Here is a 23,818-nt window from a genome sequence, read left to right as displayed (position 1 = left end):
TTTTATTTTTTTTGTTTTGGATCGATACTTTATCATCAATAAGCCGTTCAACATGGTGTCGCAGTTTGTCAGCTCGCACGATGTAAGATTATTAGGAGAGCTGGACTTTGATTTCCCGGAAGGGACCCATGCCATCGGGCGGCTGGATAATGATTCGGAAGGATTATTAATACTCACCACCAATAAAAAAGTAACGCGGCTGTTGTTCCAGGGGACAACACCGCATGAGCGTACGTACCTGGTCAAGGTGAAGGGAGTTATGAGCACGGCTACCTTACAGCAACTCAGGGAAGGCGTGCCTATACCGATCACCGGGGCCTTGAATTATGTGACCACGCCCTGCCGGATAGAAATCGTAGAGCGCCCTGCCGGTTTATTTGACCACCCCAACGAATTACCCGTTAGCGCACCGCATACCTGGTTGCTGATCACCCTCACAGAAGGGAAGTTTCACCAGGTCCGGAAAATGGTGGGCGCCGTGAAGCACCGCTGCCAGCGCCTGATTCGCGTATCTATAGAAGACTTGTTGTTGGGGGATCTGCAGCCAGGAGAGGTTAAAGAGTTACCGGAAGAAACTTTTTTCTCCCTGTTAAAAATTGATGATTATAAAGATAGCAGGTAGTATATCCGGAGATGGCAACCGCTGCAGCGTCAATTTTACTACAGTAATGGCGAAGATCGCATTAGGTTAGCGGGTTGATTCTTATTACGTTTGCCCTTTGGAATCATGCTTTAATGAGATTATTATGAGGAAACAATGTTGGTTAGCAGCAGCTTTATGTTTGTTGTTGCAGGTTACTTTCGCGCAGTCGGCGCGCTACCCCATTATCCCCTGGCCGCAGCAGCTGGTACCACAATCCGGCTCTTTTGTGATTACGCCGGCTACGAAGCTGGTATTGCCCGCGCATCCATCGGCTTTTATGATAGAAACCGCGCAACTGGAGGCGCTGTTGACGCAGGCATTGGGTAAACCGTTATCTACCGCCACCAAAGCGTCGAAAGGTGCGATTGTACTGCGTCAGAATCCATCATTAACAGGTGAGGAAGACTATACACTCGATATCAGCACTACGCAGTTACTGATGACCGCCAAATCACCGGCCGGTTTTTTCCGGGCCATTCAAACATTGAGGCAATTAATGCCGGCTTCCATAGAAGACACCCGCACACCGGATCTGAAAAGGATTGAGTTGCCAGCCATGCAGCTTAAAGATCAGCCCGTGTATGCGTGGCGTGGCATGCACCTCGATGTATCACGTCATTTCTTCTCTGTGGATTATCTTAAAAAATTCATCGACTTACTGGCTTTATATAAAATGAATAAGCTGCACCTGCACCTGACCGATGACCAGGGCTGGCGCATTGAAATAAAGAAGTATCCACTGCTGACCACACAAGGCGCCTGGCGCGAGTTTAACAACCAGGATTCTGTTTGTATGGAAAAGGCAGCTACCAATCCGGATATGGCGATAGATACTTCACACATCATTCATAAAGATGGTAAAACCTTGTATGGTGGCTTTTATACACAGGAACAAATGAAAGACATTATTCGTTATGCCGCCGCCCGGCACATCGAAATCATTCCTGAAGTAGATATGCCCGGTCACATGATGGCTGCTATCCGTCAATATCCATTCCTGGCCTGCAGTGGTGAAATAGGATGGGGCAAAACTTTTTCTACGCCTATCTGTCCATGTAACGAGTCGACCTTTGCATTTGCAGAAGATGTGTTCACAGAAATCGCCGCCTTATTCCCGTCGAAATATATTCACCTCGGCGCCGACGAAGTAGAGAAAACCAGCTGGGCGGCGTCTCCGGCCTGTGCGGAAGTGATGAAGGCCAACAACCTGAAGTCTGTAGAAGAGCTGCAAAGCTATTTTGTGAAACGCATGGAGAAATTTTTCCACTCCAAAGGTAAAACCCTCATTGGCTGGGATGAGATCCTGGAAGGAGGGATCAGTCCTACTGCCGTACTGATGTACTGGCGTTCCTGGGTGCCAGACGCCCCTGTAAATGCCGCCAGGCACGGTAACTCCGTGATCATGACACCTGGTAATCCACTGTACTTCGATGGTCCTCCGGACCGCAACTCCCTCTATAACGTGTATCACTTCCAGCCTATCCCTAAAGGATTGACTGCCGAAGAAGCCAAACATATCATGGGCGCCCAGGCTAATATCTGGACAGAATATATTCCTTCTGAGAAACGCGCTGATTACATGTTTATGCCGCGGATGACCGCCCTGGCAGAGGTACTGTGGACTAACAAAAACAACTACGACAACTACCTGCAACGCCTAAACGAACAATACAAACGCCTGGATATGCTGGGTGTACATTACCGTTTGCCTGACCTGGATGGGTTTACAGAAGATAATGTATTTGTTGATAAAGGCATCCTGGAAGTGAAGAAGCCACTAACGGATATGACTATCCGTTATACCACCGATGGCAGCATTCCGGCGGAAAACAGCACCGTATTACCGGCGCAATATATTATCAACACCCCGCAAACCATTAAGCTGGCGGCTTTCAGCCCTGCCGGCAACCGGGGAGATATTTATACGTTGCGCTATCGCCAGGAAGCTTACCGCCCATCTACAGTGGTAAAAGATGCCCGCCCCGGTTTGAAACTGGATTATTACACCGGTGCATTTAAAAGCGTCACTAAAATAAAAGCAGAACCAGATAGTACGATACGCGTGAACAACCTGCTTGTTCCGGAAGGAATGGGAAAAGGTGGTGGTGCTTTTGGCGCCCGCATACAGGGTTATATCAACATTCCTGCTACCGGCATTTACAGTTTCTATGTAACAGTAGACGATGGAGGTATCCTGTACATCGACGACCAGGAAGTAGTAAACAACGATGGCTGGCATGCCCCCTTCCAGAAAAGCGGGCAGGTAGCACTGGAGAAAGGCTGGCACCCGGTGAAGCTGGCATTTGTAGAAGGAGGCGGGGGATACACCCTTAAAGTAGAGTACAGTGTAAATGGCAGCAAGCTGCAGCCGGTGCCGGATAGTTGGTTCGGAGCGGGACTGTAGGAGCAGAAAGCAGAAAGCAAAAAGCTATTGAAGCGTATGATAAGAGCGAGTATTTAAATTATACGTCCGCTTATATCATACGCTTCAATAGCTTTTTGCTTTTCGCTTTCTGCTTTTTGCTATTTTTGAGCATGCGCATACTAAAAATACTATTGTTACTGTTAACCATCAGCTCCACCACTTTTGCCACAGATGCCGCGCTGGCAAAGATACTAGCCTCTCTGACGAAGGAGCAGCACGCCTTATTATATCAGTATGGAACATTAAATACCTGGGCTGGTCCTGCGGTGGCAGATAGTTTTTGGCGGCAGCATCAGCCGGAGCTGGGGAGTATTTCGCCGGAGCAGGGGAAGTTGCTGGCCGCAGAATTGCTGGCGAATACAGAGTTGAGTTATGCCATGAAGAAGCCGTCGCGGCTACAGGCGCTGTGGGGCGTATTTACCGCTTCGCGGTTATTGATAGGGTTGGCGGCACTGGTGGGTGCTTTTGCCATTATACAGTTATTAGGGAGATATATACCTACGTTATGGCGTAAGTTGCTACGGTACCTTTCCCCGTTGTTCCGCTGGTTATTTTCTCCACGTATGCTTACCTGGGAGTTGTTCATTGCAGGGCTGGCGGGAGTGTATTGGGGACCACATATTGATAGTGTGGAGATCCGCACGGGCGTGATACAGGTGGGATTATTGATGGTATGGGCGCAGCTAACGGCCATCCTTACACGTCAATATGAAGTGAAGGATTACCTGAACGTGATCAAAGATTGTTTTGATCAGTACCATACGGAGAAGCATGCGTTTTTATACGTATCGCTGCCGGCATTATTCACGGCAGTATTGATTTTCGGGATCACGCGGGTTTGCCCGGATATGTGGTATCGTTATGAACTGATTGTTCCCGCCATGATCGGCTTATATGCGTTGCCGTTTATACCCAGGCTGGAACCCATATTGAGCCGCGTATTGCTGCCATTCACGTATGACCGGCTACGTGCCAAAGACCGGCGTTTAGCTGCCTACGTGGTTGTTTCCCTGGTGGTATGGGTGGCGATATTATTATTGCCGATAGTACCACGTGAGGCGCTGTTAACACTTACTTTTGGCCTGATTGGTGCGTTGTTGCTGATATCTATGGCAGATGTGCTGCATAGCAACGGCAAAAATTATTGGTGGCTGCAACTGGTGACGCTGGCTTTTCTTTTTACCGTCGTATTAGCTGGTGCGCAGCAGGGGCTATTGCTATTTACCTGGGCAGGGCTGGGAGGTATGCTGGTATATGTATTGATCAAATACTGGGAGATGCCCACCATGTTTGGCTGGAGCTGGAAAAACAAACGCGCCTGGGGAGCATTGGGCATGGCGCTGCTGATTTGGGGTATTGCGGTGTTGATCCGGTCGCGGCCAGAGTGGTTTACACTCTTTCCCGGATAATAGGAATATTTCATGTAGAATTTGATGTAAAAGTGTATTTTTGCGCTCCTTACTTGTATCGGATTTAATTAATTTAAGATACGCGTAGATCTGAAAGACGTACTGACAAGGCTTCTCAGGGCCTCCAAGGCGTTGGCAGGGTCTACGCTTTTTTTTTGAAAGCAGAAAGCAGAAAGCGGAAAGCAAAAAGCTATTGTAGCGATTGATGGGAGCGGGTATTTTACTACTTATTCGCGTTTATAATTCACTACAATAGCTTTTTGCTTTCCGCTTTCAAAAAAATGTAATAAATTTAATAACTGTACTTTATACGCTTAATTGCTTTAAATCCCGTTATGCTCAGAACATTTTTATGCTTAGCACTGCTTGGCTTAGGAAGCAGTGTGGCTGCGCAACAGCAGGCGCCGGCCTATCCGTTGATCACACATGATCCTTATTTTAGTATCTGGTCTGCTACCGATGAACTGACCAACAGCGCCACCACGCACTGGACGGGCACTGCACAGTCGCTCACCGGTCTTGTAAAAGTAGACGGCGTTACCTATCGGGTACTCGGGCAAACCGCGCCTTCGTATCTGCCGGTGTTGCCCACCACCGATGAAAACGCCTACCAGGTGAAGTATACCGAAACAACGCCGGGTAACGACTGGATGCAGCCGGACTATGACGACAAGGCCTGGAAAACAGGGAAGGCGCCATTCAGCGACGAGGCCGGCAGGAGCGGCACGCCATGGCACAGTCATGACCTCTGGACCAGGAGAACATTCGATGCCGGTGACTTATCCTCAGCAGACTTATTTTTAAAGATATCTCACGATGATAACATCCAGGTATACCTTAATGGAGAGGAGATATATACACTGGAAGGCTGGTTGAACAAATACATTTATCACCCGATCCCTGATGCCGTAAAAAGCAAGTTAAAACGCAAGGGCAATGTGTTGGCCATTCATATTCTCAATACGGCCGGCGGCGCTTTCCTGGATGCCGGTATATCCCGCGTAACTGTTGCTTCGAATGCAAAAGAGACAGAGAAAGGCACCCAAACCGCTGTGCGGATCAATGCCACGCAAACGGCCTACGATTTCACTTGCGGTAAAGTAAACCTGACGCTTACCTTCACCTCGCCCTTGCTGATGGACGATCTGAACCTGCTCTCACGGCCGGTATCCTACATTTCTTACCGGGTGGCCTCGAATGATAATGCTGCTCACCAGGTGGCCGTTTATTTCGGCGCTTCTTCCAATATATGCGTAAACGTGCCCTCACAGCCCGTTACCACGGCGAAGTACACCTCCGGGCAGCTATCTGTTTTAAAGGCAGGAAGTAAGGAACAACCTGTGCTGAAAAAGAAAGGTGACGACCTGCGCATCGACTGGGGCTATATGTACGTGGCTACTCCTACAGCTTCGCATCCGCAACAGTATATCAGTCGCGCTACAGATGCCACGCAGCTATTTGTAAACGGTGCCGCTGCCGGTAATACCCAAGCCGGGAAAGACCTGGTGCTGAGTACGGTGGTGAACCTGGGCGCCGTGGGCAGCACGCCCAAAGAACAATTGTTTCTCCTCGGCTACGACGATCTGTATGCTGTGCAATACTTTAACACCAACCTCAAAGCCTGGTGGAAGAATGATCCCACTCAAACTATCGATAAGCAATTGAATGCAGCGTATCGCGATTATGCAGCTATCCTGGACCGCTGCACGGTATTCAATACCCAACTCCATCATGATTTACTGAAAGCAGGTGGAGAGGACTATGCTAAACTCTGTGAGCTGGCCTACCGACAGGCCATTGCCGCGCATAAACTGGTGAAAAGTCCGCAGGGAGAAATATTATTTCTCTCCAAAGAAAATTTCAGTAATGGCTGTATCAACACCGTGGATGTTACTTATCCTTCTGCGCCCTTGTTCCTGCTGTACAACCCGGACCTGATGAAAGGCATGATGAATGGCATCTTCTATTTCTCTGAAAGTAGCAAATACACGAAGCCTTATGCTGCACACGACCTCGGCACCTATCCGCTGGCGAATGGCCAGGTCTATGGCGAAGGCATGCCGGTAGAGGAATCCGGCAATATGCTGGTGCTGGCCGCCGCCATCGCCCGCGCAGAAGGTAATGCGGACTATGCTAAGAAACACTGGACTACACTCACCACCTGGGCAGAATACCTGATGAAAGAAGGTTTTGATCCCGCCAATCAATTATGCACCGATGATTTTGCCGGACACCTGGCGCGTAATACTAATCTTTCGCTGAAAGCTATTGCCGGTATCCGTTCATATGCCATGCTGGCCCGCATGCTTGGGCAAGCCACTGTTGCAGATAAATATGAAAACGCAGCTAAAGAAATGGCCGCCGCCTGGACTAAACTCGCCGATGATGGTGATCATTTCAGTCTTGCTTTTGAAAGTAAAAACACCTGGAGCCAGAAGTATAACATGGTGTGGGATAAGGTGCTGAACTACCATCTTTTCCCGGCATCTGTTTACAGGAAGGAAATCAGCTTCTATCTTACGCACCAGCAAAAGTTCGGCTTGCCACTGGACAGCCGTAAAACCTACACCAAATCAGACTGGATTACCTGGACGGCCGTATTAGCCGATAACGATAATGATTTCAGGGCATTCATCTCCCCATTATACACTTATATAACGCAAACGCCTACACGTGTTCCGCTTAGTGACTGGCATGAAACTACAGACGGCACTAAAGTGGGATTTCAGGCCAGGAGCGTGGTAGGAGGGTATTTTATGAAGTTGCTGGATGCGAAGTTTAATACGGCGCAGTGATATTGTAGAAAAATAATTTAGATAAATAATTAAAAATGAATTTGGAAGTGATTTAGAAATTACTATCTTTGCACTCCGTTAAACAAACGGGGTGAATGATTCCCTAGCTCAGTTGGTAGAGCAATACACTTTTAATGTATGGGTCTTGGGTTCGAGTCCCAAGGGGATCACAGAGATAGGAAAGGCTTCAGAACGTATTCGTTTTGAAGCCTTTTTTGGTTCGATTTTAAAATTACAGAAATTTAAGAATTATCAACTTGTTGATATACATAAGTTTTGAGGTTCGAGTGCCATAAGGTAAATCTAAGTTTTGTACATTCTAAGATTGATTAAGATCATTGGATTTTAGAATTTGTTCCATAGTAATTTCGGTCAAGAAATAAACGATTTCAATGATTTTCTCGGCTTCATCTTCAGATATTTTTATCCCTTCGTTCGCTAGAATTGAAATCACTTGTGGAGGTGTAAGTTTATCATTATTGGTTAAACTTACAGTCATCTTTCTTAAGTTAGGCAGGCTCATATATTTGATGGTTTTAGGATTATAAAAGAAATGCTTCATTCACGAAGGGGATAATCAAATAATTTGAGAATTTTTGAGAATGTCTTATTTTTAAAGCTTATGAAAGTGACAGAATTTTATACTCAGCTAGGAAATAATGCAATTGGCGTTTTACAAACCTCCTTAGGGAATGACGATTTAGAGCTATTATCTTCTAATCATGCTTTTATACATGATTTGTCACTATGGCTAGAGGTCCTGAATGATAGACCTGAATCTAGCATTTTGCAAAACGCAGTAAAAGAATTTCAAATTGCTATTCTAAGTAATAACCTTGGGTTTTATCAACAAGCCTTCATGGGTTTGAGATTTTTCTTTGAACGTACATTGGTCGCAATTCATTTTTCTGCAAAAGAAATTGAACTTAATCTTTGGAAAATTGGTGAGCGCGATACATATTGGAATGAGCTGATCGATAAAGATAATGGAATTTTTTCACCTAAATTTTGTAGAGCTTTTTTTGCGGAATTAAAAGATGAAATAAAACATTTCGAGGTTATTACCGCAAAGGTTTATCGTGAGTGTTCTGAATTTGTACACGGGAATCAATCTGTCATAAAAAAAATCCCTGAGCAGGTATCTTATTCCAAAGAGCTTTTTTATGAGTGGAACGTTAAAGCTGATACTATACGAAGAGTCATTTTATTTGCCCTTTGTTTAAGGTACCTAAAGCATCTAGACGACGATAAGGTAAAAAAAGTGGAAAGTACTTTTGCTGAAGAGTTTAAATCTATTTCTCAAATCAAAGACCTAATTATCAAGTAGTATGTCAGAGTTGCTTTTTAGAACTGAAGATATTCCAAATGAAGAAATCCTTGATTTATTTGTCGAAACAAGTCAAGATAGAGATGTGATTGAAAAACTAAAATCCATAACTCCTATTATATTAGTTGGCAGCCGTGGTGTGGGGAAGTCGTTTTTGATGAAAGTTGCAGATGAGGAAATGCATCAGGAGTTTCAGAAAACAGGCATATTACCTGTTTATATAACATTCACTAAGAGTTCCTTAATTCATTCGAATGATAAACAACAGTTTACTCATTGGATGCTTGCTTTGATATGTTCTAAAATAATTCGTCAGCTTAGACGGAAAGGGTTATTGGCAAGTGTTCCACAATCAATAAATGTTCTTAGTGGCGGGGCATATAATGAAGATATCTTGAAAATAGAGCAAGCCGCTAAACGGTATGAGGAGTCTTGGAAAAATCCCACAACCGATATTGAAACACAGGATATTCCAAGTGTAGATAATTTAAGGGACGCTATTCAGGAAATTTGTGAAGATTTGGGACTGAAACGAATTAATCTCCTTATTGATGAGGCGGCCCATATTTTTAGACCAGAACAGCAACGTCAATTTTTTACATTGTTCAGAGATTTACGTTCCCCATACATATCTTGTAATGCCGCTGTTTATCCGGGGGTTACATCCTATGGTGAAGTATTCCAGTATTCTCAAGATGCAACCTTTATTAATATAAATCGAGATATCCTTTCATCCGAATATATTGAGAAGATGAGAGAAATTGTTGAGAAGCAAGCTGATTCCGATAGTAAATTATTGAGTGAGATTTCGCGTAATCGGAATAATTTCGAGATACTTTGTTACGCTGCGTCGGGTAATCCTCGCTTTCTTCTTAAAACAATTGGAAGAGCTCCCAAATTGAACTCATCACAGATAAATGAAGTAATTAGGGAATTCTATAAGGTTGAATTGTTAGCGGAACATTCTAACCTGAGCGAGAAGTATCCTGGACAAAAAGGGCTAATAGATTGGGGCAGATCTTTTATAGAAGGTTTTGTGTTACCAGAGCTGCAGAGGAAAAATATTAACTATCTAACAAGCGACAAACAAACAACTTGTTTTATATGGATACATAAAGATATTCCTCAGACTGTTAAGGAAGCATTGAGATTATTAGAATACACAGGTATTATACAGGAACATGGCAAAGGTATTAAGTCTTCAATGTCAGAGGTAGGCACGAGATATCTTGTAAATTTGGGATGTTTATTTGGACAGGAAGCAACGCCTGCTAGTAGTTCTCTACCGGTTGCACGAAATATTACACCAAAGAGAATGACTGAGTTTGGGATGTCTAATTCCCATTTTTCTCCGCTAACCGATCAGATACCAAACTTTGTAGAAAATGATACTACTGAAATACTAGAAAAAGAGCTTAGCAAGAACATTGATGTTTTAGATTTAACAAATTGGATAAAAGATTCGCTTCGAAGAATTAATATAAATACAGTACGAGATATTCTTAACGCAACTGAAGCGTATTTAAAGACAGCGTATTATGTAGGTGATAAAAGGGCGAGATTGGTAAAGAGTGCTGCTACTGCGGCCGTTTATGAATACTTAAACGGATGACTATTAGACCAAAAGCGGAGTTGGAGTGCCCTGATTTTTAACCCGGATTGATATTTAAAGTTTCGCTAGTAGTTGAAGATCGGAAAGTAAAAGGTTCGAGTTTTGTACCATAAGGATCACTGAAGAAACTTGAAACCTGCGCGCTGCGCGGGTTTTTGTTTTTGGTCTATTTGTTAGTCTATCAAAGTGCGGATTTGCGTTTTGTGGCTACTTAGTTTTATTCGGGTTGACTTGTCTTACAAAGAAAGCACTATATTTTACGTGAAAATATAATGACTTACAGTTGGGATCAAATATAGACAAGTGAGATTTGATTTTAGCAATCACATACTTATAAAGTTGCCTTCCATGCTCTTATTTCTTCTTCTGCTATTAGAATTTCTTCCGCATTTTCCAAATGGACAATTCCCTTTTTGAAACTTTAAAAAATTTATAGATAGCCGGCGTATCAAAAGCCCCAATATATGCCTTGATATAGAAGTAATCAGAATGAAGTTTCAAAGTGCTATACTTTCGCCACATCCAAAGATCTGAGGCTATTGCTGTCGGAAATTTTGGCGTAGAAATAAGCTCTCTATTGCCAGTCTAAAAGAGATTCGTTTCAAATTGTGTTTCCCCTTCAATTTTATTGCGATCTCTAACTTTACCGGTAATTATTACCATTCCATCGACTTCCCGTGGGTTCAAAGAAAGCTTTTGCTCTACGAAATACACATTTTTCAAAGTCTTTGTATGCTACAAAATCTTCACTGTCTTCAGAAAGTTCCTGGATTTTTATTCAAATAATTATTTCAATAAAAGGAAAAAACTCCTTTCAGACCGTCACCATTATCACCAAAAGGAAAGCTGTTTGACAAGATTTTTTATCATGTTTCTAAAGCGCAGTAAAAGTCCCAAACAAAATTTTTACGCAAAGATTTGCGTTTTTGAAAAGCCTTTGTATATTTGTCTATAGTTTTAGTAGACTAATAAGAATTTACCACCACCAAACGCCGGTATCCTGGCAAAAAGTCTTTGTTCCACCACACAAAGCGAGCAAATAATTTATGCGTAAATGTTACTTCCCGGAAGTAGCCCAGACCACTATTTTTTAAACATTTTCAACCATGGATCAGCTATTGAACAACAGTAGAAAGAGAGCACCGCATACTGGCAGTTTACTGTCTGTTGGCTGTTGTTGTTGCTGCTAAACACCTTCCAGGTATTTCCGAAATACTGCATTCAGTTATTTAGATGACGGTTTATACTGTTATTAGGATCTGTTTTGCCATATCTCTCCATTATCAATCAATTTTTTATGCTAACATATTTACGACAAGTGATGTTGTGCGCGTTCCTGTCACTGCCAGCAACCATAATTGCACAGGCGCCCATTATTCTTAAAGGAAAAGTGATTGATCATAAAACGGAAGAAGCACTACCAGGTGCATCCATTCGCGTGAAGAACGGAAAAGTAGGGACACTCACTGATGCCACCGGCAATTATCAACTGAGCATTACCCAGTTGCCACAAACTTTGTTAGTCACCTTTATTGGTTATCAACCACAGGAAATCGTAGTGACTAAAGATAACCTCCATCAGCTCATTAAACTGGAGCAGCAGCAGTCACTATCAGAGGTGGTAGTGACTGCGGTGGGTATTAAAAGCGCTACCCGCTCGCTGGGATATAGCGTGGGTGAATTAAAGGGCGCTGTCTTGAAAGACAGTCGGGAGCCCAATGTAGTAGCGGCGATTGGTGGAAAAATTGCCGGCGTGCAGATCAACAATTCCGGTGGTTCTCCTGGTGGTTCATCTACCATAAAAATACGAGGCAACAGCTCCCTGCTGGGAAGTAATGCGCCCCTGTTCATTCTTGATGGTATGCCAATAGATAACTCCATCCAGGATATTCTTCCAATTTCCAACAGTGTATCGCTGGCTACTCCCTCCAACCGGGCTATCGATATCAACAGTGCTGATATTGCCAGTTTAACCGTATTAAAAGGACCGGCTGCCGCAGCCTTATATGGTATAAGGGCGGCAAATGGCGCTGTGGTGATCAACACCAAAAGAGGTAGTTCACTAAGTGATAAAACCTTCGGCGTAAGCTACAGTGGATCCTTTACGGTAGATAAAATCAATCGCCGTTTACAACCACGCCAGACCAGTTTCTCCAACGGCATTGGAGGACAATATGTAAAACCAGGTACCACCGGCTCCGATGAAAACTGGGGGGCTTTGCTGGATACGCTTACTTACAGCAATATTCCCAGCAACTTTGACAGGAATGGCACCATTGTCGGTAAAAGTGATCCTGCATCCAACGGCATCCCCGTGAATAGGTACGGTAATATCGATCGCTTTTTCGTGAATGGCTATACGAATGATCATAATATCAGCTTTTACGGCAATACGGGAAATGCAGGATATTATTTTTCTTATGGCAACCTCAAACAAACTGGTATCATTCCTACCACCGACTTTTATCGGCAAACATTCCGGTTTAACGGGGACTATAATGTGAGCAGCCGGTTGAAACTTTCCGGTGGTGTTAACTATATCAAAGATGGTGCAGATAACCGGGCACTCATGGGTGGCTTTAATACCAATGTAATACGGGCATTGATAAATACGCCTTCCAACTTCGATATTACCAATGGCTACTCCGATGCCTGGAAACATCCGGAAGCGTATAAACTGCCGCCAACCACGGCTAAGCCATGGGGTGACAGCCGCTCTTATGCCAATGGTATTGGCTGGGATAACCCCTATTGGTCGCTGAATATGAACCCGCAATCGGATGAGGTGAACCGCTTTATTACTTTCGCTGAAGCCAATCTTGATATCACCAGCTGGTTGAAAGGTACAGTGCGATATGGCATCGATAATTATACCGACGTACGTAAAGGCGCCTTCAGCCGGGGAACTTCCGGTGTGTCTACCGGTACTATCAATGATGTGAATTACAGTCGGAGAGATAATAACCTGGATGTATTGCTGATAGCGGAAAAGAAATTGAACAAAAACCTCCAGCTGACGGCAGTAGCGGGTTACAACTATTATAACTCCTGGAAGAATCAGGTCAATACACGTGGCGATGGATTAACTATTCCGGGGAACTTTAATATTTCTAATGCAGCTGCAACCCAAACCTTTAACCAGACGATCCGTAAAAAATTGGTGGCCGGCTATGCCGATCTGAAGCTGGATTTTAAACGCTGGCTATACCTGGAGCTAACGGGTAGAAATGAGTGGACTTCTACACTCGCCAAAGGAAAGAATGCTTTCTTTTATCCCAGCACCAGCGCCAGCTTTATTTTTACAGACGCGTTGCATTGGAGCCGCAGCTTCCTGAACTTTGGAAAGATACGCGCCACCTATGCACAGGTAGGTAACGATGCAGATCCCTACTCCCTGGAAACCTATTACGTACCTACCACTACCAGCGGATGGATACAAAGTGCTATCAGCTTTCCATTCAACGGTAAGCAGGGCTTGAGCTATAGCGCCACTATCGGTAATCCCAACCTGAAGCCGGAACGCATCAGCACCTGGGAAACAGGGCTTGATCTGCATTTTTTTCGCGACAAAACACAGCTGGAAGTAGTATACTATCACAATACCAGTAAAGATCAGATTATCCCGGTTACCCTGCCGTATTCTACTGGTGCCGCCTATACGCTTACCAATGCCGGTAATATTGTAAATAGGGGACTGGAAGCTACCTTACAGCAACGGGTTATTAATAGCCAGCAATTTAGCTGGACCGCCACCGCTTTGTTCAATAAGAATATCAGTCGTGTAAATTATATCACCGACAATATTTCCAGCGTGAGTCTGGGCGGTATATGGATGGAAGCCCGTGGCCAGGCTGGTCAGCCCTATGGTGTATTCTATGGCATTGATGTAAAACGCAATGCAGCAGGTAAACCAGTGATTGATGATAATCACGGCAGTGCTAACTATGGATATCCGGTAGTCAATACAACATTTACCAAAATCGGCGACCCCAATCCCGACTTTAACGTAGGGTTGCGTAATGAGTTCAGGTACCGTGCTTTTAGCTTCTCTTTCCTGTTGGATGGCCGTTTCGGGTTCGATATTTTCAATGCGCCCCATCTGCAGATGGTATTTAATGGCGTAGATGCTTCTACGGTAAACAGGGGGACTCAAACAGTGTTTGATGGTGTCACCGCTTCCAAAGGCGAACCTGATACCATTACTGCTGTATTGTCGCAAGTCTGGTATCGCAACACTTTCAACATACAGGGACTGTATGTTGAACATAACCTGTATTGGGTAAAACTGAAAGATGTCAACTTTACCTATGCCTTACCACAGCAGCTTTTAAAGTCAGTGCATATACAGGCTGCCAGCGTAACGCTTACGGCCAGGAATTTCCTGTTGAGTACTAACTACACCGGCAGCGATCCCGACCTGGGCAGTCGTAATGGTTTGTCGAATGCCGCTGGCATCGACTTCTGGACTACCCCCAATACCAAGAGCTATGGTATTGCGCTGAACGTTTCTTTTTAATCGCCTCAATCTACTAGTATGAAAGTCTATCAATATTTTAATCGTATAATCGTTGGCGCTGGCATCATCACATTACCGGTAGCCTGCTCCCTGCAGGAAACCAATGTAAACCCCAATGCATCTACAGATGTATCTATCAGTGCTGTATTGACCGGGGCGGAGGTTGCTCTGGGATTCAATGTGGGTGTGAATGCGGGGCTTATTGCCAACATATACATACAGCAGGTATCCGGCGCTAACGGAGACGCCGCCTCATTCGATAACTATACTACTTCCAGCCAGTATTTTAATAGTACATGGAAAGGGTTTTATGGGGATGTACTGAATGAACTGAAGATTGTGAAGACCAATGCAGCACAACAGCAATTGCCTTACTACAGCGGTATTGCACGAGTACTGAGTGTCTACAGTTATGGTACGCTGACCGATCTTTTTGGAGATATCCCTTATAAGGAATCTTTATATGGGAATAATATTACCAATCCCGCATATGATAAACAGGAAGATATTTATAAGGATTTGCAGGTGCAGCTGGATTCAGCGTTGTTGGAATTAAGTGTGCCCGCCACTAATAACAAGGGCGCTTTGCCGGCTTCCGACGACGTTATCTTTGGTGGGAACATAGACCGCTGGAAATCGTTTGCCTATACATTAAAGGCTCGGTATGCCATTCATCTCTCAAAAATAAACAGCAGCGATGCCGCACAACAGGTGCTGGCGGCTTTGTATGATGGCAGCAGGTATCGTGGTATAGCCGATAATTCTGCTGATGCCCAGGTGGTGTTTGGTGCGTCTACTACTAACGCCAATCCATTTTATCAACAGAATAGTAATCGCCCGGGCTGGATTGGATTGGGTGCTTCTTTTGTGAATCTGTTGAATGGCAACGCCGTAACAGACGATCCTACCAAGCCGGAAGGACCACTGGTAGATCCCCGCCGGGCCTATTTTGCCACGCCTTATCCCGTGGGCAGCGCTACTTACAGGGGGAGTGCAGCAGGCGTACCTGGAGCCTTCTCCGTTATTGGCAGTTACTATGGAACCGCTACCAGTCCGGTGATCCTTAGCAGCTTTTCCGAAGCAAAGTTTCTGGAAGCGGAAGCCCGTTGGCGGATTAGTCCGGCCGACCCATTGGTGAAAACATCGTTGGAAGCGGCTATCAGAGCGTCTTTAACCAAGGTGATCAGCAATAGTGCCGATCCCTATGCCACACCAGAAAAGCAACAGGCATATATAACGGCAAAGACTACCTTAAAGGGTGAGTTGACCGCTGACCTCAATACCCTTATTACGCAGAAGTATATAGCCCTGTTCCTGCAACCCGAGGCCTGGAGTGATTACCGCCGTACCGGTTTCCCTGCGTTGCCATTGGCCAAAAACGCTACAAGCGTGGCCAACCCGGAAGGTAAGATTCCCCGCCGGATTCCTTATCCGCAAAATGAAGTATCACTGAATACGCATACACCCGCGGGGTCCGGTTATCAGACACCGGTACTTTGGTGGGACAAATAGTCTAGTGACCAACACAATTAATATCACATGCACATCCTTAATCCATTTAAAAAATAATTTATGACACTGGCAGATATTGTATTGATAACAAAGAAGATTGCTATCGGCATTATTATTTTTCTGATACCGCTGATAGTAATATCCGGCGCTATTTGGATTGTATTTAACCTGTTAAACAAATAACATATCATCTAAAACATTTTATTATGACAGCACCTGCAAAAACAAGTACATCCGTCATCCTGCGAGATTCGTTGGTGAGCCTGCTGCTATATGTATTACCTATTGCTCTGATGTTGCTTTCCTTTTATTTTAGTGGAACCCGGCCATGGTTAACAAGCGTAACAACGCAGCCGTCTTTTCGTATGCCGGCAATCCTGGAGAGCGTATTTCAGAACCTGAAAACATGGGGCCTGCCGGCTATAATGGCAGGGGTAGGCGTGGTAGAATTTTCCGTAGGATTATATGAAAATAAATGGACGAAGAATGAGCGAATACTTGATGTGGTATGTTTTATTCTTCCCAGAGTGATATTAAGACCTATGATTGCTTATTTCGGGTTGCAGCTGTTGCCCTGGGTGTTACCGCAGGCCAAGGATGCATTTGCCTGGGTACCTTTCTGGTGGGGATTTGCCATCATGGCAGTAGCCGACGATCTGACCCAATACTGGTATCATCGTTTGCATCACCAGTTGCCGCTCCTGTGGCGTTTTCACCGTACGCACCATTCTGCGCCCTATATGGGAATGGCCATGGCCAGCAGGCAGAATATTATTTATACTGCTTTCTTTTCCCAGATATACCTGACGGTGGCGCTTACCTACCTTGGTTTGGGGTATCCTGCACTCTTTGTTGGAGGGATCAAATCCCTGATCACAACTGGTGCACATAGCAGTATCAAATGGGATAAACCATTTTATACCGTCAAGTGGTTGAAGCCCATTGGCTGGGTAATGGAACGGCTCATATCTACTCCTGCTACCCACCATGCCCACCATGCTGATTCCACAGATGACGGCGTAGGGTACTATAAAGGGAATTTTGGGAACATGTTTTTTATCTGGGACCTTATTTTTGGAACCGGTATTATCACCCGGCAGTATCCGAAAGCCTACGGCTTAAAGCATTACAAAGAGGAAGAATGGTATGCACAGCTGTTGTGGCCAATTTTTAAATCAAAGAAGGAGGGTAGTGAGCTGGCAGCAGATGGACCTATGGTAGGAGATGAAGTAGCGGCACCGTTGCCGGTTACTCCGCCTAAAGCTGCCCCGGTGGTAGTTTAATTTTTCCTGTTTTTGTTAATTCTTGACAATAACGGTTATACATAATCAGGTTAGCAATAAACGCTCACCACTATCAAACACCCATTCTGCAAAACGTTACGAAGATAGGTGCTACTCCCAAGGGGGATCACTGGAAGATTACAAAGCTCGCGCTAGTCGCGGGCTTTGTTGCTTTGGTCTATTTGGTAGTCTATCAAAGTGCGAAATCGCGATTCCTGTTTACTTAGTTTTATTCGGGTTGACTTGTCAATACTAATTTACGACATTGATTTTAAGTACATATAGTTTCTCGGTGTATTGGTTTGAAGCCCTATTTACGCCGTTTTAGCAGGCATTGAGTAGTTTTCCTGGTTTAGGTATTACTTTTAAAAATTCATCTGCGACACTCTCTCCAAAGCTTTACCAGCGAGGTAGGATTAATATCAAACTGCCGGTAAGTATCGGGAATAAACGTGCTATTGGTATGGTTCAATAAAACATCCACGAAAGTTGGTGACAATCCTTTTATAAAAGGACTAAGCAACCTGGCCAGCCAGCCAGGCGTGTAACGGATCTTTGTATGGTTATTTTTATTGACCAGGTATATAAATTCGGTAGTGGTCATCTCCTCGCAACCGGATAATTCATAGGTTCCCGGCTCTCCCTTAACAAGTGAAGACAGCACTGCATCGGCTACGTCACCACGATAAACCGGGTGCATTTTTTCCTGGCCCGAGCCAATAACCTGAACAGGTTTATTATGCTGCGGCATAAACAACACATCGATCCTTGATGGCTCATGGGGCGAATCAACAATAAATGGGCATCGGAATATTACCGCCTTCCCGGTTTTTTCAAGTACTTCTTCTGCCATCCCTTTATAACGGAGGTACCAGTTCTTATGCCTTGCGTTTGCTCCTGGATAGCTTAAAAATATAACACGCTTCACTTTGGGCGATGCTGCTGCCTGCGCGACGATTTGAGTACTGGTGAGATTGGCCTGAATATAAGACGTTTCTTTTTTAGTGTTTATTTCTCCTGTTAAGTGGATAATGATATCTGCATTGGCCAGTGCCTGCTTTGCAATATCCGATTCCATCCAGTTTGTAACGATTTCGGATGTTCCAATAGAAGCTTCGGTCCTGACTAATCCAATTGTATGATAACCTCTGGCATTTAATTCAGGGATCAGGATCTTTGCAGTTACACTATTGGCACTCGTTATAGCTATGTTTCCTTTCGTATTCATAATTCTTTAATTTTGTATGACAAAGCTAAAATGCATTTTCTTCGGGAGCGATGATCCTAATCAACAAATTCACCTATGACCTGGCATTAAAAATTTATTTTTAAGAACTATATGATTGCACAACAAAACTCAGATTATAAAGCCCTGTATAATCAATTAAACCAGTTAGCGGTTTTGAGCGAAAGTGAATGGTTGTCGTTTAGCCAAATGCTTACAGTGAAGGAATTTGATAAGAAAGACGTTTACCAGCAAGCAGGCAGGCGTTGTAAAACGGTTGGTTTTGTTCTTCAGGGCTGCTTCAGGTGGATAAAAATAAATAATGGTGAAGAAAGAACATTTGATTTTGCCATTGAAAATGATTTTGTAACTAATTACCTCAGCATCATGACCGGGCTACCTTCCGAAACGGAGATCGTTGCAGTTGAAAGATCCAGGGTTGCATGCATTGATGCCGACAAGTTGTTGGGTTTATTCGACAGTAGCTATAACTGGCAAAAAATAGGGCGGCACCTGGCTGAGAATGTTGCCTGCTATAGTATGGAGCGCTTAATAGCTTCTTTTTATGAAACCCCTGAAACACGGTATAATAAATTGATGAAAACTTCATCCGAATTATTTTTGCGTGTTCCTTATCATATTCTTGCCAATTATCTCGGAATGACCAAAGAAACACTGAGCAGATTGCGCAACAAGAACCGGTAGTATACGTACTCCGGAAGAATCGCTGCATTGCTCACTGGGGCAGAATATATTTCATCAGGTACAATACTGCCGGCGCGTTTTGTGAACGCGCAGCCCTGGCCTGGATTGCGCGTTCACTGTTAGAATAAAATGGGCTTCGCGCCAGGCGGGTAAAACGTACAGCCGTTGCTCCGTTTCTCCCCCTAAATTGCGTTTGATCAATGTGGCACTGCCAACCTGATAAAAAACAAATACTATTTCTTTTTTGCTGGTGATGATGCCATCATTTTGGGCGGAAGCTGCGTGTATTGATACAGTAAGTTGATTTTCCCATTTTCATCAAGCCTCCATGTTTCCTGTAGTTCCTTCGCGGTCGTTTTTCCTTTGGCGTCTGTTGATGTCTCCCTGGTCCATATTATTACCCAATTTTCTTGTTTATCCTTGCTTCTGAGCGGTAACCACGCATGGATAGAATTAACAACGGTGCCCATCTGTCCTCTCATCTTATTCGCAACAGCAAAGAGGCTATCTCTGTTGCCGGCAAACATACTGCCATCGGAAAAATACATGGTGTCAGTTTCTGCGAAAGAGCTCTTTGAATTGTCAACAGTGTTGGCGTCCCAGTTTTTGTATAATTCGAGTACTGTTTGCGCATTTTTAGGATCGCCGATTTCAAAATCCGAAGAGTATGCTGCTTTGTAAGGGTACGTCAGCATTTCCCGTTTAGCAGGTGTGGAATCAGCCATTTTTACGGTTTCAGTTGCTGATTTGTTGGGGGCGGAAGTGCAGGCTTCTAAAAAAGCAATAGCTACGAAAAGGTAAGTCGTTCTCATAAAAATTGTTTTTCTGATTTTAAATAATAAACAAGTCAATGACAACGGAGGAAAAGTCGGGGAGAATAGGGGGCTCGTAACAAGCTGTAAGGTAAGAATTTTTAGGGAGAAGTGATGAAATTTGGTGCATGTTGTTGGGGTGCAACGTTTTAAGTATATATACTCATAGGACAGGTTAATGACTTGCTAATAAAGAGTGATATGAGTCAAAATAAAACTAATAAAGACAATCGGGTATTTTGACAAGCCGTCTCAATAAATAATATCCGGGAAGTTGGATCGGATTTATCTGACAGGTTCCTGAATCATCGCCCAATCTTTTACTATAGGCTATGTTCCCTGGAAGGTTTTCATCTTCGTCATCGACGTCACTTTTTATTGATGGGTATTATCGGCCACATAAAGGAGGTCTTCGAAATCGGGAATGATTGATTTGCCAATTATTCCCGCAAGGTCATCAGGAGATTGTATGGCTATATTAAATACTTTTTTGCCCCAACAAATTTTTTTGTTTTTCGAAAATAAATGTTAAAATGACAATTAATTTTGATGGCAATTTGTAATATAGGCCATATTGATTTACTTAAATAATAATGAATTTCACTTTTTTTACTTTGTTGAAGAAATGATTTATACCAGGAAAAAGACCAACCTATTCTTCGCGAAAAGGTACTGACTGCATCCGAACAAAAAGCGTTCAGGCCAGATCAGGTAATTATTGCATTAAAAGAAGGCAATAAGCATTTTACAAGCAATAATTTAACACTCAGGGATCATTCTGCTATGGTGAGAGCTGCTACAGAAGGCCAATTTCCTAAAGCTGTAGTATTATCATGTCTTGACAGCCGTATTCCAGTGGAAGACGTATTTGATCGCGGCATTGGCGATATCTTTGTGGCTCGTGTGGCAGGAAATTTTTCCAATACGGATATTTTGGGAAGTCTCGAATTCGGCTGTAAGGTTTCAGGAGTAAAAAGGAAATGGAGGATAAAAGGTGAGATTAAAATAATAGGCAGATATTATGATCTGCATACAGGAGCAGTAGAATTTTTACAATAGATCAGTTAGACGTATAAATTTTTGATGTTGTCTCTTCAAAGGGCGAATAGGTGTTTGCTACCACTGGCATTCATAGAGCTGAAAGCGAATGCTAATTCGGCAGTTGTATTTGCCGTTGAATAATAGCAGAAGTAGTTCTGCATTCCAGGAAGCTAATAGCTGCGCCAAAAATGACTCGCAAAACCGTGCAACAGGTTGCATGGAAGACCAGTTTCATATGTGACCGTTTTGAAGCTTACCATCGTGTTTGTAGCCCGTCTTTTATAGCTTTCAGGGCCTGTTTATTATTTGATCTTTTAATATCAACTTCCCGGCATTGATTGAACCTTGCGAATGTTTTAATAGCGTTTGTAACCTTGCTGATGGCAGGCTGCGTTAGTTTCAGCGGTTCAAAATGAAGGTTGTGGATGGTTAGTACACGATGTTTGCGATCTGCTTTTGAATCCATCCTGGCAACAAAGGTATCGCCTACCAGTACCGGCAATGAAAAGTATCCGTAAACCCTTTTTGCCTGGGGAACAAAGCATTCTATCTGGTAGTCGAAATTGAAGAAGTTCTTTAAACGATGCCTGAAGACATTGAATATATCGAAAGGAGAAAGAATAAAGGCGTCTTCGCTCAGTTTTATTTTTTTGTTTTTGTAGATTGGTAACATATAGAGCGGGGCGGTGTTCAGTCCTTCAATGCTAACGCGCAAAATTTCACCTTCATCCGCCATTTTTTCCAGTTCTGTTTTTACCAGGTTGTTTTTTGCGTAATGGGCGCGCCAGGATATTTCTTTCGCATAGGCGATCCCCAGGCATTGCAGTGAGCGTAGTATAACGTGCCGTGCAAATTCCTTCGGGGTTGGCATGGAGGTATCAACGTCATCAGGAACCAGGTTGATAGGGAGGTCATATACTTTCTGGAAGCTTTTCTGACGGGTGCACATGAGGCTTCCGTCGAGGAAGAGCCTTTCCAGGGCGAGCTTTGCCGGCCGCCAGTCCCACCAGCCTGTGCTGGCCACCGGACGGTCATTTTCAAAGTCCTTTACCATGAGCGGGCCTTCCCGTACAATTCTATCCCGCACTTTGTTCATCAGGTTAACCTCTGCTGGAGTCAGATTTTTTCGCCTGGATAAAAAACTTTCTTTCAGGGGGAGTGAAAAGCGGAAGTCGTGCATAGGGATATATCCCGTACCGTAGGTGAAAAATTCAAAGATCCTGCCATCGGCTTGTAATTCATCAATCCATTCGGGGGTATAGCCTGGTACGCGTGAAGCTATGGCGTGGTGGTGTGCCCGCTCTACCACATAGTTGGTATCTATCTGGACAAAACCGAGGTGGTCGATAAGTTTGTAGACGGCCTCTATCCCTTCCCCGAACTGTGCCGGCTGGGCCAGTCCTGCTGCATGAAGGATTATTTTTTTTGCCTGTGAGCTGGTGACGATATGTTGCTTCATAGTGAAGGCAAAATAAGGAATATTTTAGTATAGGGTAGGAACGGAGTCATTGATTCTTTCTTAAAGATTACCTTCTTTTCGGGATGTTTTTCCTGGTTTTAAATTCACAACGAAACCGTTTGCTAAGGGGAAGATAGTTTAACCGCCTCCGGAAAATATTCAGGGCTGTAACTACCTGTTTGCAGCATAAAGGTGATTACAAGTAAATGATGAACTTCAAAGTAGCAGGGATCAGAAAATTCAATGGCCAGGCAATCATAAAACTTTTGTTTCCATAATTCATCTTTGGTAATCGTTGTTTCCATTTTAAAATTCAATTTTTACGGTTGCGTCATTATCTGCGTCAAATATGATCAGCCCTGTTGCTTTGTCATTAAAACTTTCCAGCAATACACCGTCTTTACTCCAAACAGCTGTATGCCCGGCACCGATAAAGTCATCAGCGGGGCCAACACAATTAGACATTAAAACAGGCATGCGAAATTTTTGCGCAATCTTCGGATAATGTACTTTGGCGGCATCAACGCCTCTTTGAGATTTTGCAACGCTAGCCAGGTAAATGTTGGCGCCAAGCTTGTTTGAGCGGTCAGCATGTTCGTCCTGTAAGCTTTCATAACAAATAGCCGGAGCGATTTTATATTCTTCTCTTTCTATGATGGCCTGATAGTGACCATTAACAAAGAAGGGGAGTTCATCTGTATGCAGCAATTGTTTGGAATAGCATATTCTTTGTTGGTAAGGCTGAAAAATAATCATGCCTATTTGATTGCCTTTTTCCGCGACTATTGGTGCGCCAATGCCAATAATCATATTGTTTTGGTCGCTTAGCTGCTGAAATACCTCAAATCTTGTATCATTAGGATTTGTGGAGAGCTCATCAGCCAGCCCCGGTTCATACCCTGTAATTGAAAGCTCAGGAAAGCAAACCAGGCCCACCTCATTTTCTGTGGCGGCCTGAATGTACTTTATATGTTGCGCGATGTTTGAGTGAATATCCCCCTTTTCAGGATTTATTTGTACTACCGCTATTTTCATATAACAATGTTTCTGTTTG

General features: G+C 43.9%; 17 protein-coding genes and 1 tRNA gene. 12 read left to right on the top strand and 6 right to left on the bottom strand.

Features of this window, described 5'->3' with window-relative positions:
- The first annotated feature begins 16 nt into the window (after positions 1–16).
- The 5 genes from J7623_RS22950 (at position 17) to J7623_RS22930 (ending at position 7,442) form a co-directional block, all read left to right on the top strand.
- Positions 17–622 (top strand): pseudouridine synthase, encoded by a 606-nt coding sequence (locus tag J7623_RS22950; RefSeq protein WP_291924784.1) that lies wholly within the window; start codon positions 17–19, stop codon positions 620–622.
- Positions 623–746: 124 nt separating this feature from the next.
- On the top strand, positions 747–3,047 hold the full coding sequence (locus J7623_RS22945; protein WP_291924782.1) for a family 20 glycosylhydrolase: 2,301 nt from the start codon (positions 747–749) through the stop codon (positions 3,045–3,047).
- A gap of 131 nt (positions 3,048–3,178) precedes the next feature.
- On the top strand, positions 3,179–4,477 hold the full coding sequence (locus tag J7623_RS22940; protein ID WP_291924780.1) for a hypothetical protein: 1,299 nt from the start codon (positions 3,179–3,181) through the stop codon (positions 4,475–4,477).
- Between the two features lie 335 nt (positions 4,478–4,812).
- Positions 4,813–7,272: a glutaminase family protein gene (locus J7623_RS22935; protein WP_291924778.1), complete on the top strand. Its 2,460-nt coding sequence runs from the start codon at positions 4,813–4,815 to the stop codon at positions 7,270–7,272.
- Positions 7,273–7,369: 97 nt separating this feature from the next.
- Positions 7,370–7,442, top strand: a tRNA-Lys gene (locus tag J7623_RS22930).
- A 149-nt stretch (positions 7,443–7,591) separates the two neighbouring features.
- On the opposite strand, the gene J7623_RS22925 is transcribed toward J7623_RS22930, so the two are convergent.
- A complete protein-coding gene (locus tag J7623_RS22925) occupies positions 7,592–7,795 on the bottom strand; it encodes a hypothetical protein (RefSeq protein WP_291924775.1) in 204 nt (67 codons plus the stop codon).
- A gap of 99 nt (positions 7,796–7,894) precedes the next feature.
- Here J7623_RS22925 and J7623_RS22920 point away from each other — a divergent pair, with 99 nt between their 5' ends.
- The 5 genes from J7623_RS22920 (at position 7,895) to J7623_RS22900 (ending at position 17,522) form a co-directional block, all read left to right on the top strand.
- Complete coding sequence (locus J7623_RS22920; RefSeq protein WP_291924772.1) at positions 7,895–8,599, top strand: hypothetical protein; 705 nt, start codon at positions 7,895–7,897, stop codon at positions 8,597–8,599.
- A 1-nt stretch (position 8,600) separates the two neighbouring features.
- Positions 8,601–10,211, top strand: coding sequence for a DNA-directed RNA polymerase subunit alpha C-terminal domain-containing protein (locus J7623_RS22915; protein ID WP_291924771.1), 1,611 nt, complete (start codon positions 8,601–8,603; stop codon positions 10,209–10,211).
- Between the two features lie 1,297 nt (positions 10,212–11,508).
- Positions 11,509–14,727, top strand: a complete 3,219-nt coding sequence (locus J7623_RS22910) for a SusC/RagA family TonB-linked outer membrane protein (RefSeq protein WP_291924769.1) — start codon at positions 11,509–11,511, stop codon at positions 14,725–14,727.
- 18 nt (positions 14,728–14,745) lie between these two features.
- Positions 14,746–16,239: a SusD/RagB family nutrient-binding outer membrane lipoprotein gene (locus tag J7623_RS22905; protein ID WP_291924767.1), complete on the top strand. Its 1,494-nt coding sequence runs from the start codon at positions 14,746–14,748 to the stop codon at positions 16,237–16,239.
- A gap of 206 nt (positions 16,240–16,445) precedes the next feature.
- Entirely contained in the window at positions 16,446–17,522 is a 1,077-nt protein-coding gene (locus tag J7623_RS22900; RefSeq protein WP_291924765.1) for a sterol desaturase family protein, read from the top strand.
- 373 nt (positions 17,523–17,895) lie between these two features.
- Here the strand turns inward: J7623_RS22900 and J7623_RS22895 are convergent, their stop codons facing one another.
- Entirely contained in the window at positions 17,896–18,750 is an 855-nt protein-coding gene (locus J7623_RS22895) for an NAD(P)H-binding protein (protein ID WP_291924763.1), read from the bottom strand.
- Positions 18,751–18,861: 111 nt separating this feature from the next.
- Here J7623_RS22895 and J7623_RS22890 point away from each other — a divergent pair, with 111 nt between their 5' ends.
- Positions 18,862–19,452: a Crp/Fnr family transcriptional regulator gene (locus J7623_RS22890; protein ID WP_291924762.1), complete on the top strand. Its 591-nt coding sequence runs from the start codon at positions 18,862–18,864 to the stop codon at positions 19,450–19,452.
- 233 nt (positions 19,453–19,685) lie between these two features.
- On the opposite strand, the gene J7623_RS22885 is transcribed toward J7623_RS22890, so the two are convergent.
- Positions 19,686–20,264, bottom strand: a complete 579-nt coding sequence (locus J7623_RS22885) for a hypothetical protein (RefSeq protein WP_291924760.1) — start codon at positions 20,262–20,264, stop codon at positions 19,686–19,688.
- A gap of 783 nt (positions 20,265–21,047) precedes the next feature.
- On the opposite strand from J7623_RS22885, the gene J7623_RS22880 reads away from it, so the two are divergent.
- Positions 21,048–21,323 (top strand): carbonic anhydrase, encoded by a 276-nt coding sequence (locus J7623_RS22880; protein ID WP_291924758.1) that lies wholly within the window; start codon positions 21,048–21,050, stop codon positions 21,321–21,323.
- A 235-nt stretch (positions 21,324–21,558) separates the two neighbouring features.
- Here the strand turns inward: J7623_RS22880 and J7623_RS22875 are convergent, their stop codons facing one another.
- The 3 genes from J7623_RS22875 to J7623_RS22865 form a co-directional block, all read right to left on the bottom strand.
- Positions 21,559–22,764: a crosslink repair DNA glycosylase YcaQ family protein gene (locus J7623_RS22875; protein ID WP_291924756.1), complete on the bottom strand. Its 1,206-nt coding sequence runs from the start codon at positions 22,762–22,764 to the stop codon at positions 21,559–21,561.
- Positions 22,765–22,886: 122 nt separating this feature from the next.
- A complete protein-coding gene (locus J7623_RS22870; RefSeq protein ID WP_291924755.1) occupies positions 22,887–23,069 on the bottom strand; it encodes a hypothetical protein in 183 nt (60 codons plus the stop codon).
- A gap of 1 nt (position 23,070) precedes the next feature.
- Positions 23,071–23,799 carry a carbon-nitrogen hydrolase family protein gene (locus tag J7623_RS22865; protein WP_291924753.1) on the bottom strand — a complete coding sequence of 243 codons (729 nt, stop codon included), beginning with the start codon at positions 23,797–23,799 and terminating at the stop codon, positions 23,071–23,073.
- Between the last annotated feature and the right edge of the window lie 19 nt (positions 23,800–23,818).

The organism is Chitinophaga sp., assembly GCF_017745275.1.
Taxonomy (GTDB): domain Bacteria; phylum Bacteroidota; class Bacteroidia; order Chitinophagales; family Chitinophagaceae; genus Chitinophaga.
Note: the sequence above shows the minus strand (reverse complement) of the source record. Positions and strands in the feature narration are given on the sequence as shown.

Excerpts from the sequence above, each read along its gene's own strand:
- J7623_RS22945 (WP_291924782.1), top strand. The coding sequence starts at position 747 with ATGAGGAAACAATGTTGGTTAGCAGCAGCTTTATGTTTGTTGTTGCAG.
- J7623_RS22940 (WP_291924780.1), top strand. The coding sequence starts at position 3,179 with ATGCGCATACTAAAAATACTATTGTTACTGTTAACCATCAGCTCCACC.
- J7623_RS22935 (WP_291924778.1), top strand. The coding sequence starts at position 4,813 with ATGCTCAGAACATTTTTATGCTTAGCACTGCTTGGCTTAGGAAGCAGT.
- J7623_RS22925 (WP_291924775.1), bottom strand. The coding sequence starts at position 7,795 with ATGAGCCTGCCTAACTTAAGAAAGATGACTGTAAGTTTAACCAATAAT.
- J7623_RS22920 (WP_291924772.1), top strand. The coding sequence starts at position 7,895 with ATGAAAGTGACAGAATTTTATACTCAGCTAGGAAATAATGCAATTGGC.
- J7623_RS22915 (WP_291924771.1), top strand. The coding sequence starts at position 8,601 with ATGTCAGAGTTGCTTTTTAGAACTGAAGATATTCCAAATGAAGAAATC.
- J7623_RS22910 (WP_291924769.1), top strand. The coding sequence starts at position 11,509 with ATGCTAACATATTTACGACAAGTGATGTTGTGCGCGTTCCTGTCACTG.
- J7623_RS22905 (WP_291924767.1), top strand. The coding sequence starts at position 14,746 with ATGAAAGTCTATCAATATTTTAATCGTATAATCGTTGGCGCTGGCATC.
- J7623_RS22900 (WP_291924765.1), top strand. The coding sequence starts at position 16,446 with ATGACAGCACCTGCAAAAACAAGTACATCCGTCATCCTGCGAGATTCG.
- J7623_RS22895 (WP_291924763.1), bottom strand. The coding sequence starts at position 18,750 with ATGAATACGAAAGGAAACATAGCTATAACGAGTGCCAATAGTGTAACT.
- J7623_RS22890 (WP_291924762.1), top strand. The coding sequence starts at position 18,862 with ATGATTGCACAACAAAACTCAGATTATAAAGCCCTGTATAATCAATTA.
- J7623_RS22885 (WP_291924760.1), bottom strand. The coding sequence starts at position 20,264 with ATGAGAACGACTTACCTTTTCGTAGCTATTGCTTTTTTAGAAGCCTGC.
- J7623_RS22880 (WP_291924758.1), top strand. The coding sequence starts at position 21,048 with ATGGTGAGAGCTGCTACAGAAGGCCAATTTCCTAAAGCTGTAGTATTA.
- J7623_RS22875 (WP_291924756.1), bottom strand. The coding sequence starts at position 22,764 with ATGAAGCAACATATCGTCACCAGCTCACAGGCAAAAAAAATAATCCTT.
- J7623_RS22870 (WP_291924755.1), bottom strand. The coding sequence starts at position 23,069 with ATGGAAACAACGATTACCAAAGATGAATTATGGAAACAAAAGTTTTAT.
- J7623_RS22865 (WP_291924753.1), bottom strand. The coding sequence starts at position 23,799 with ATGAAAATAGCGGTAGTACAAATAAATCCTGAAAAGGGGGATATTCAC.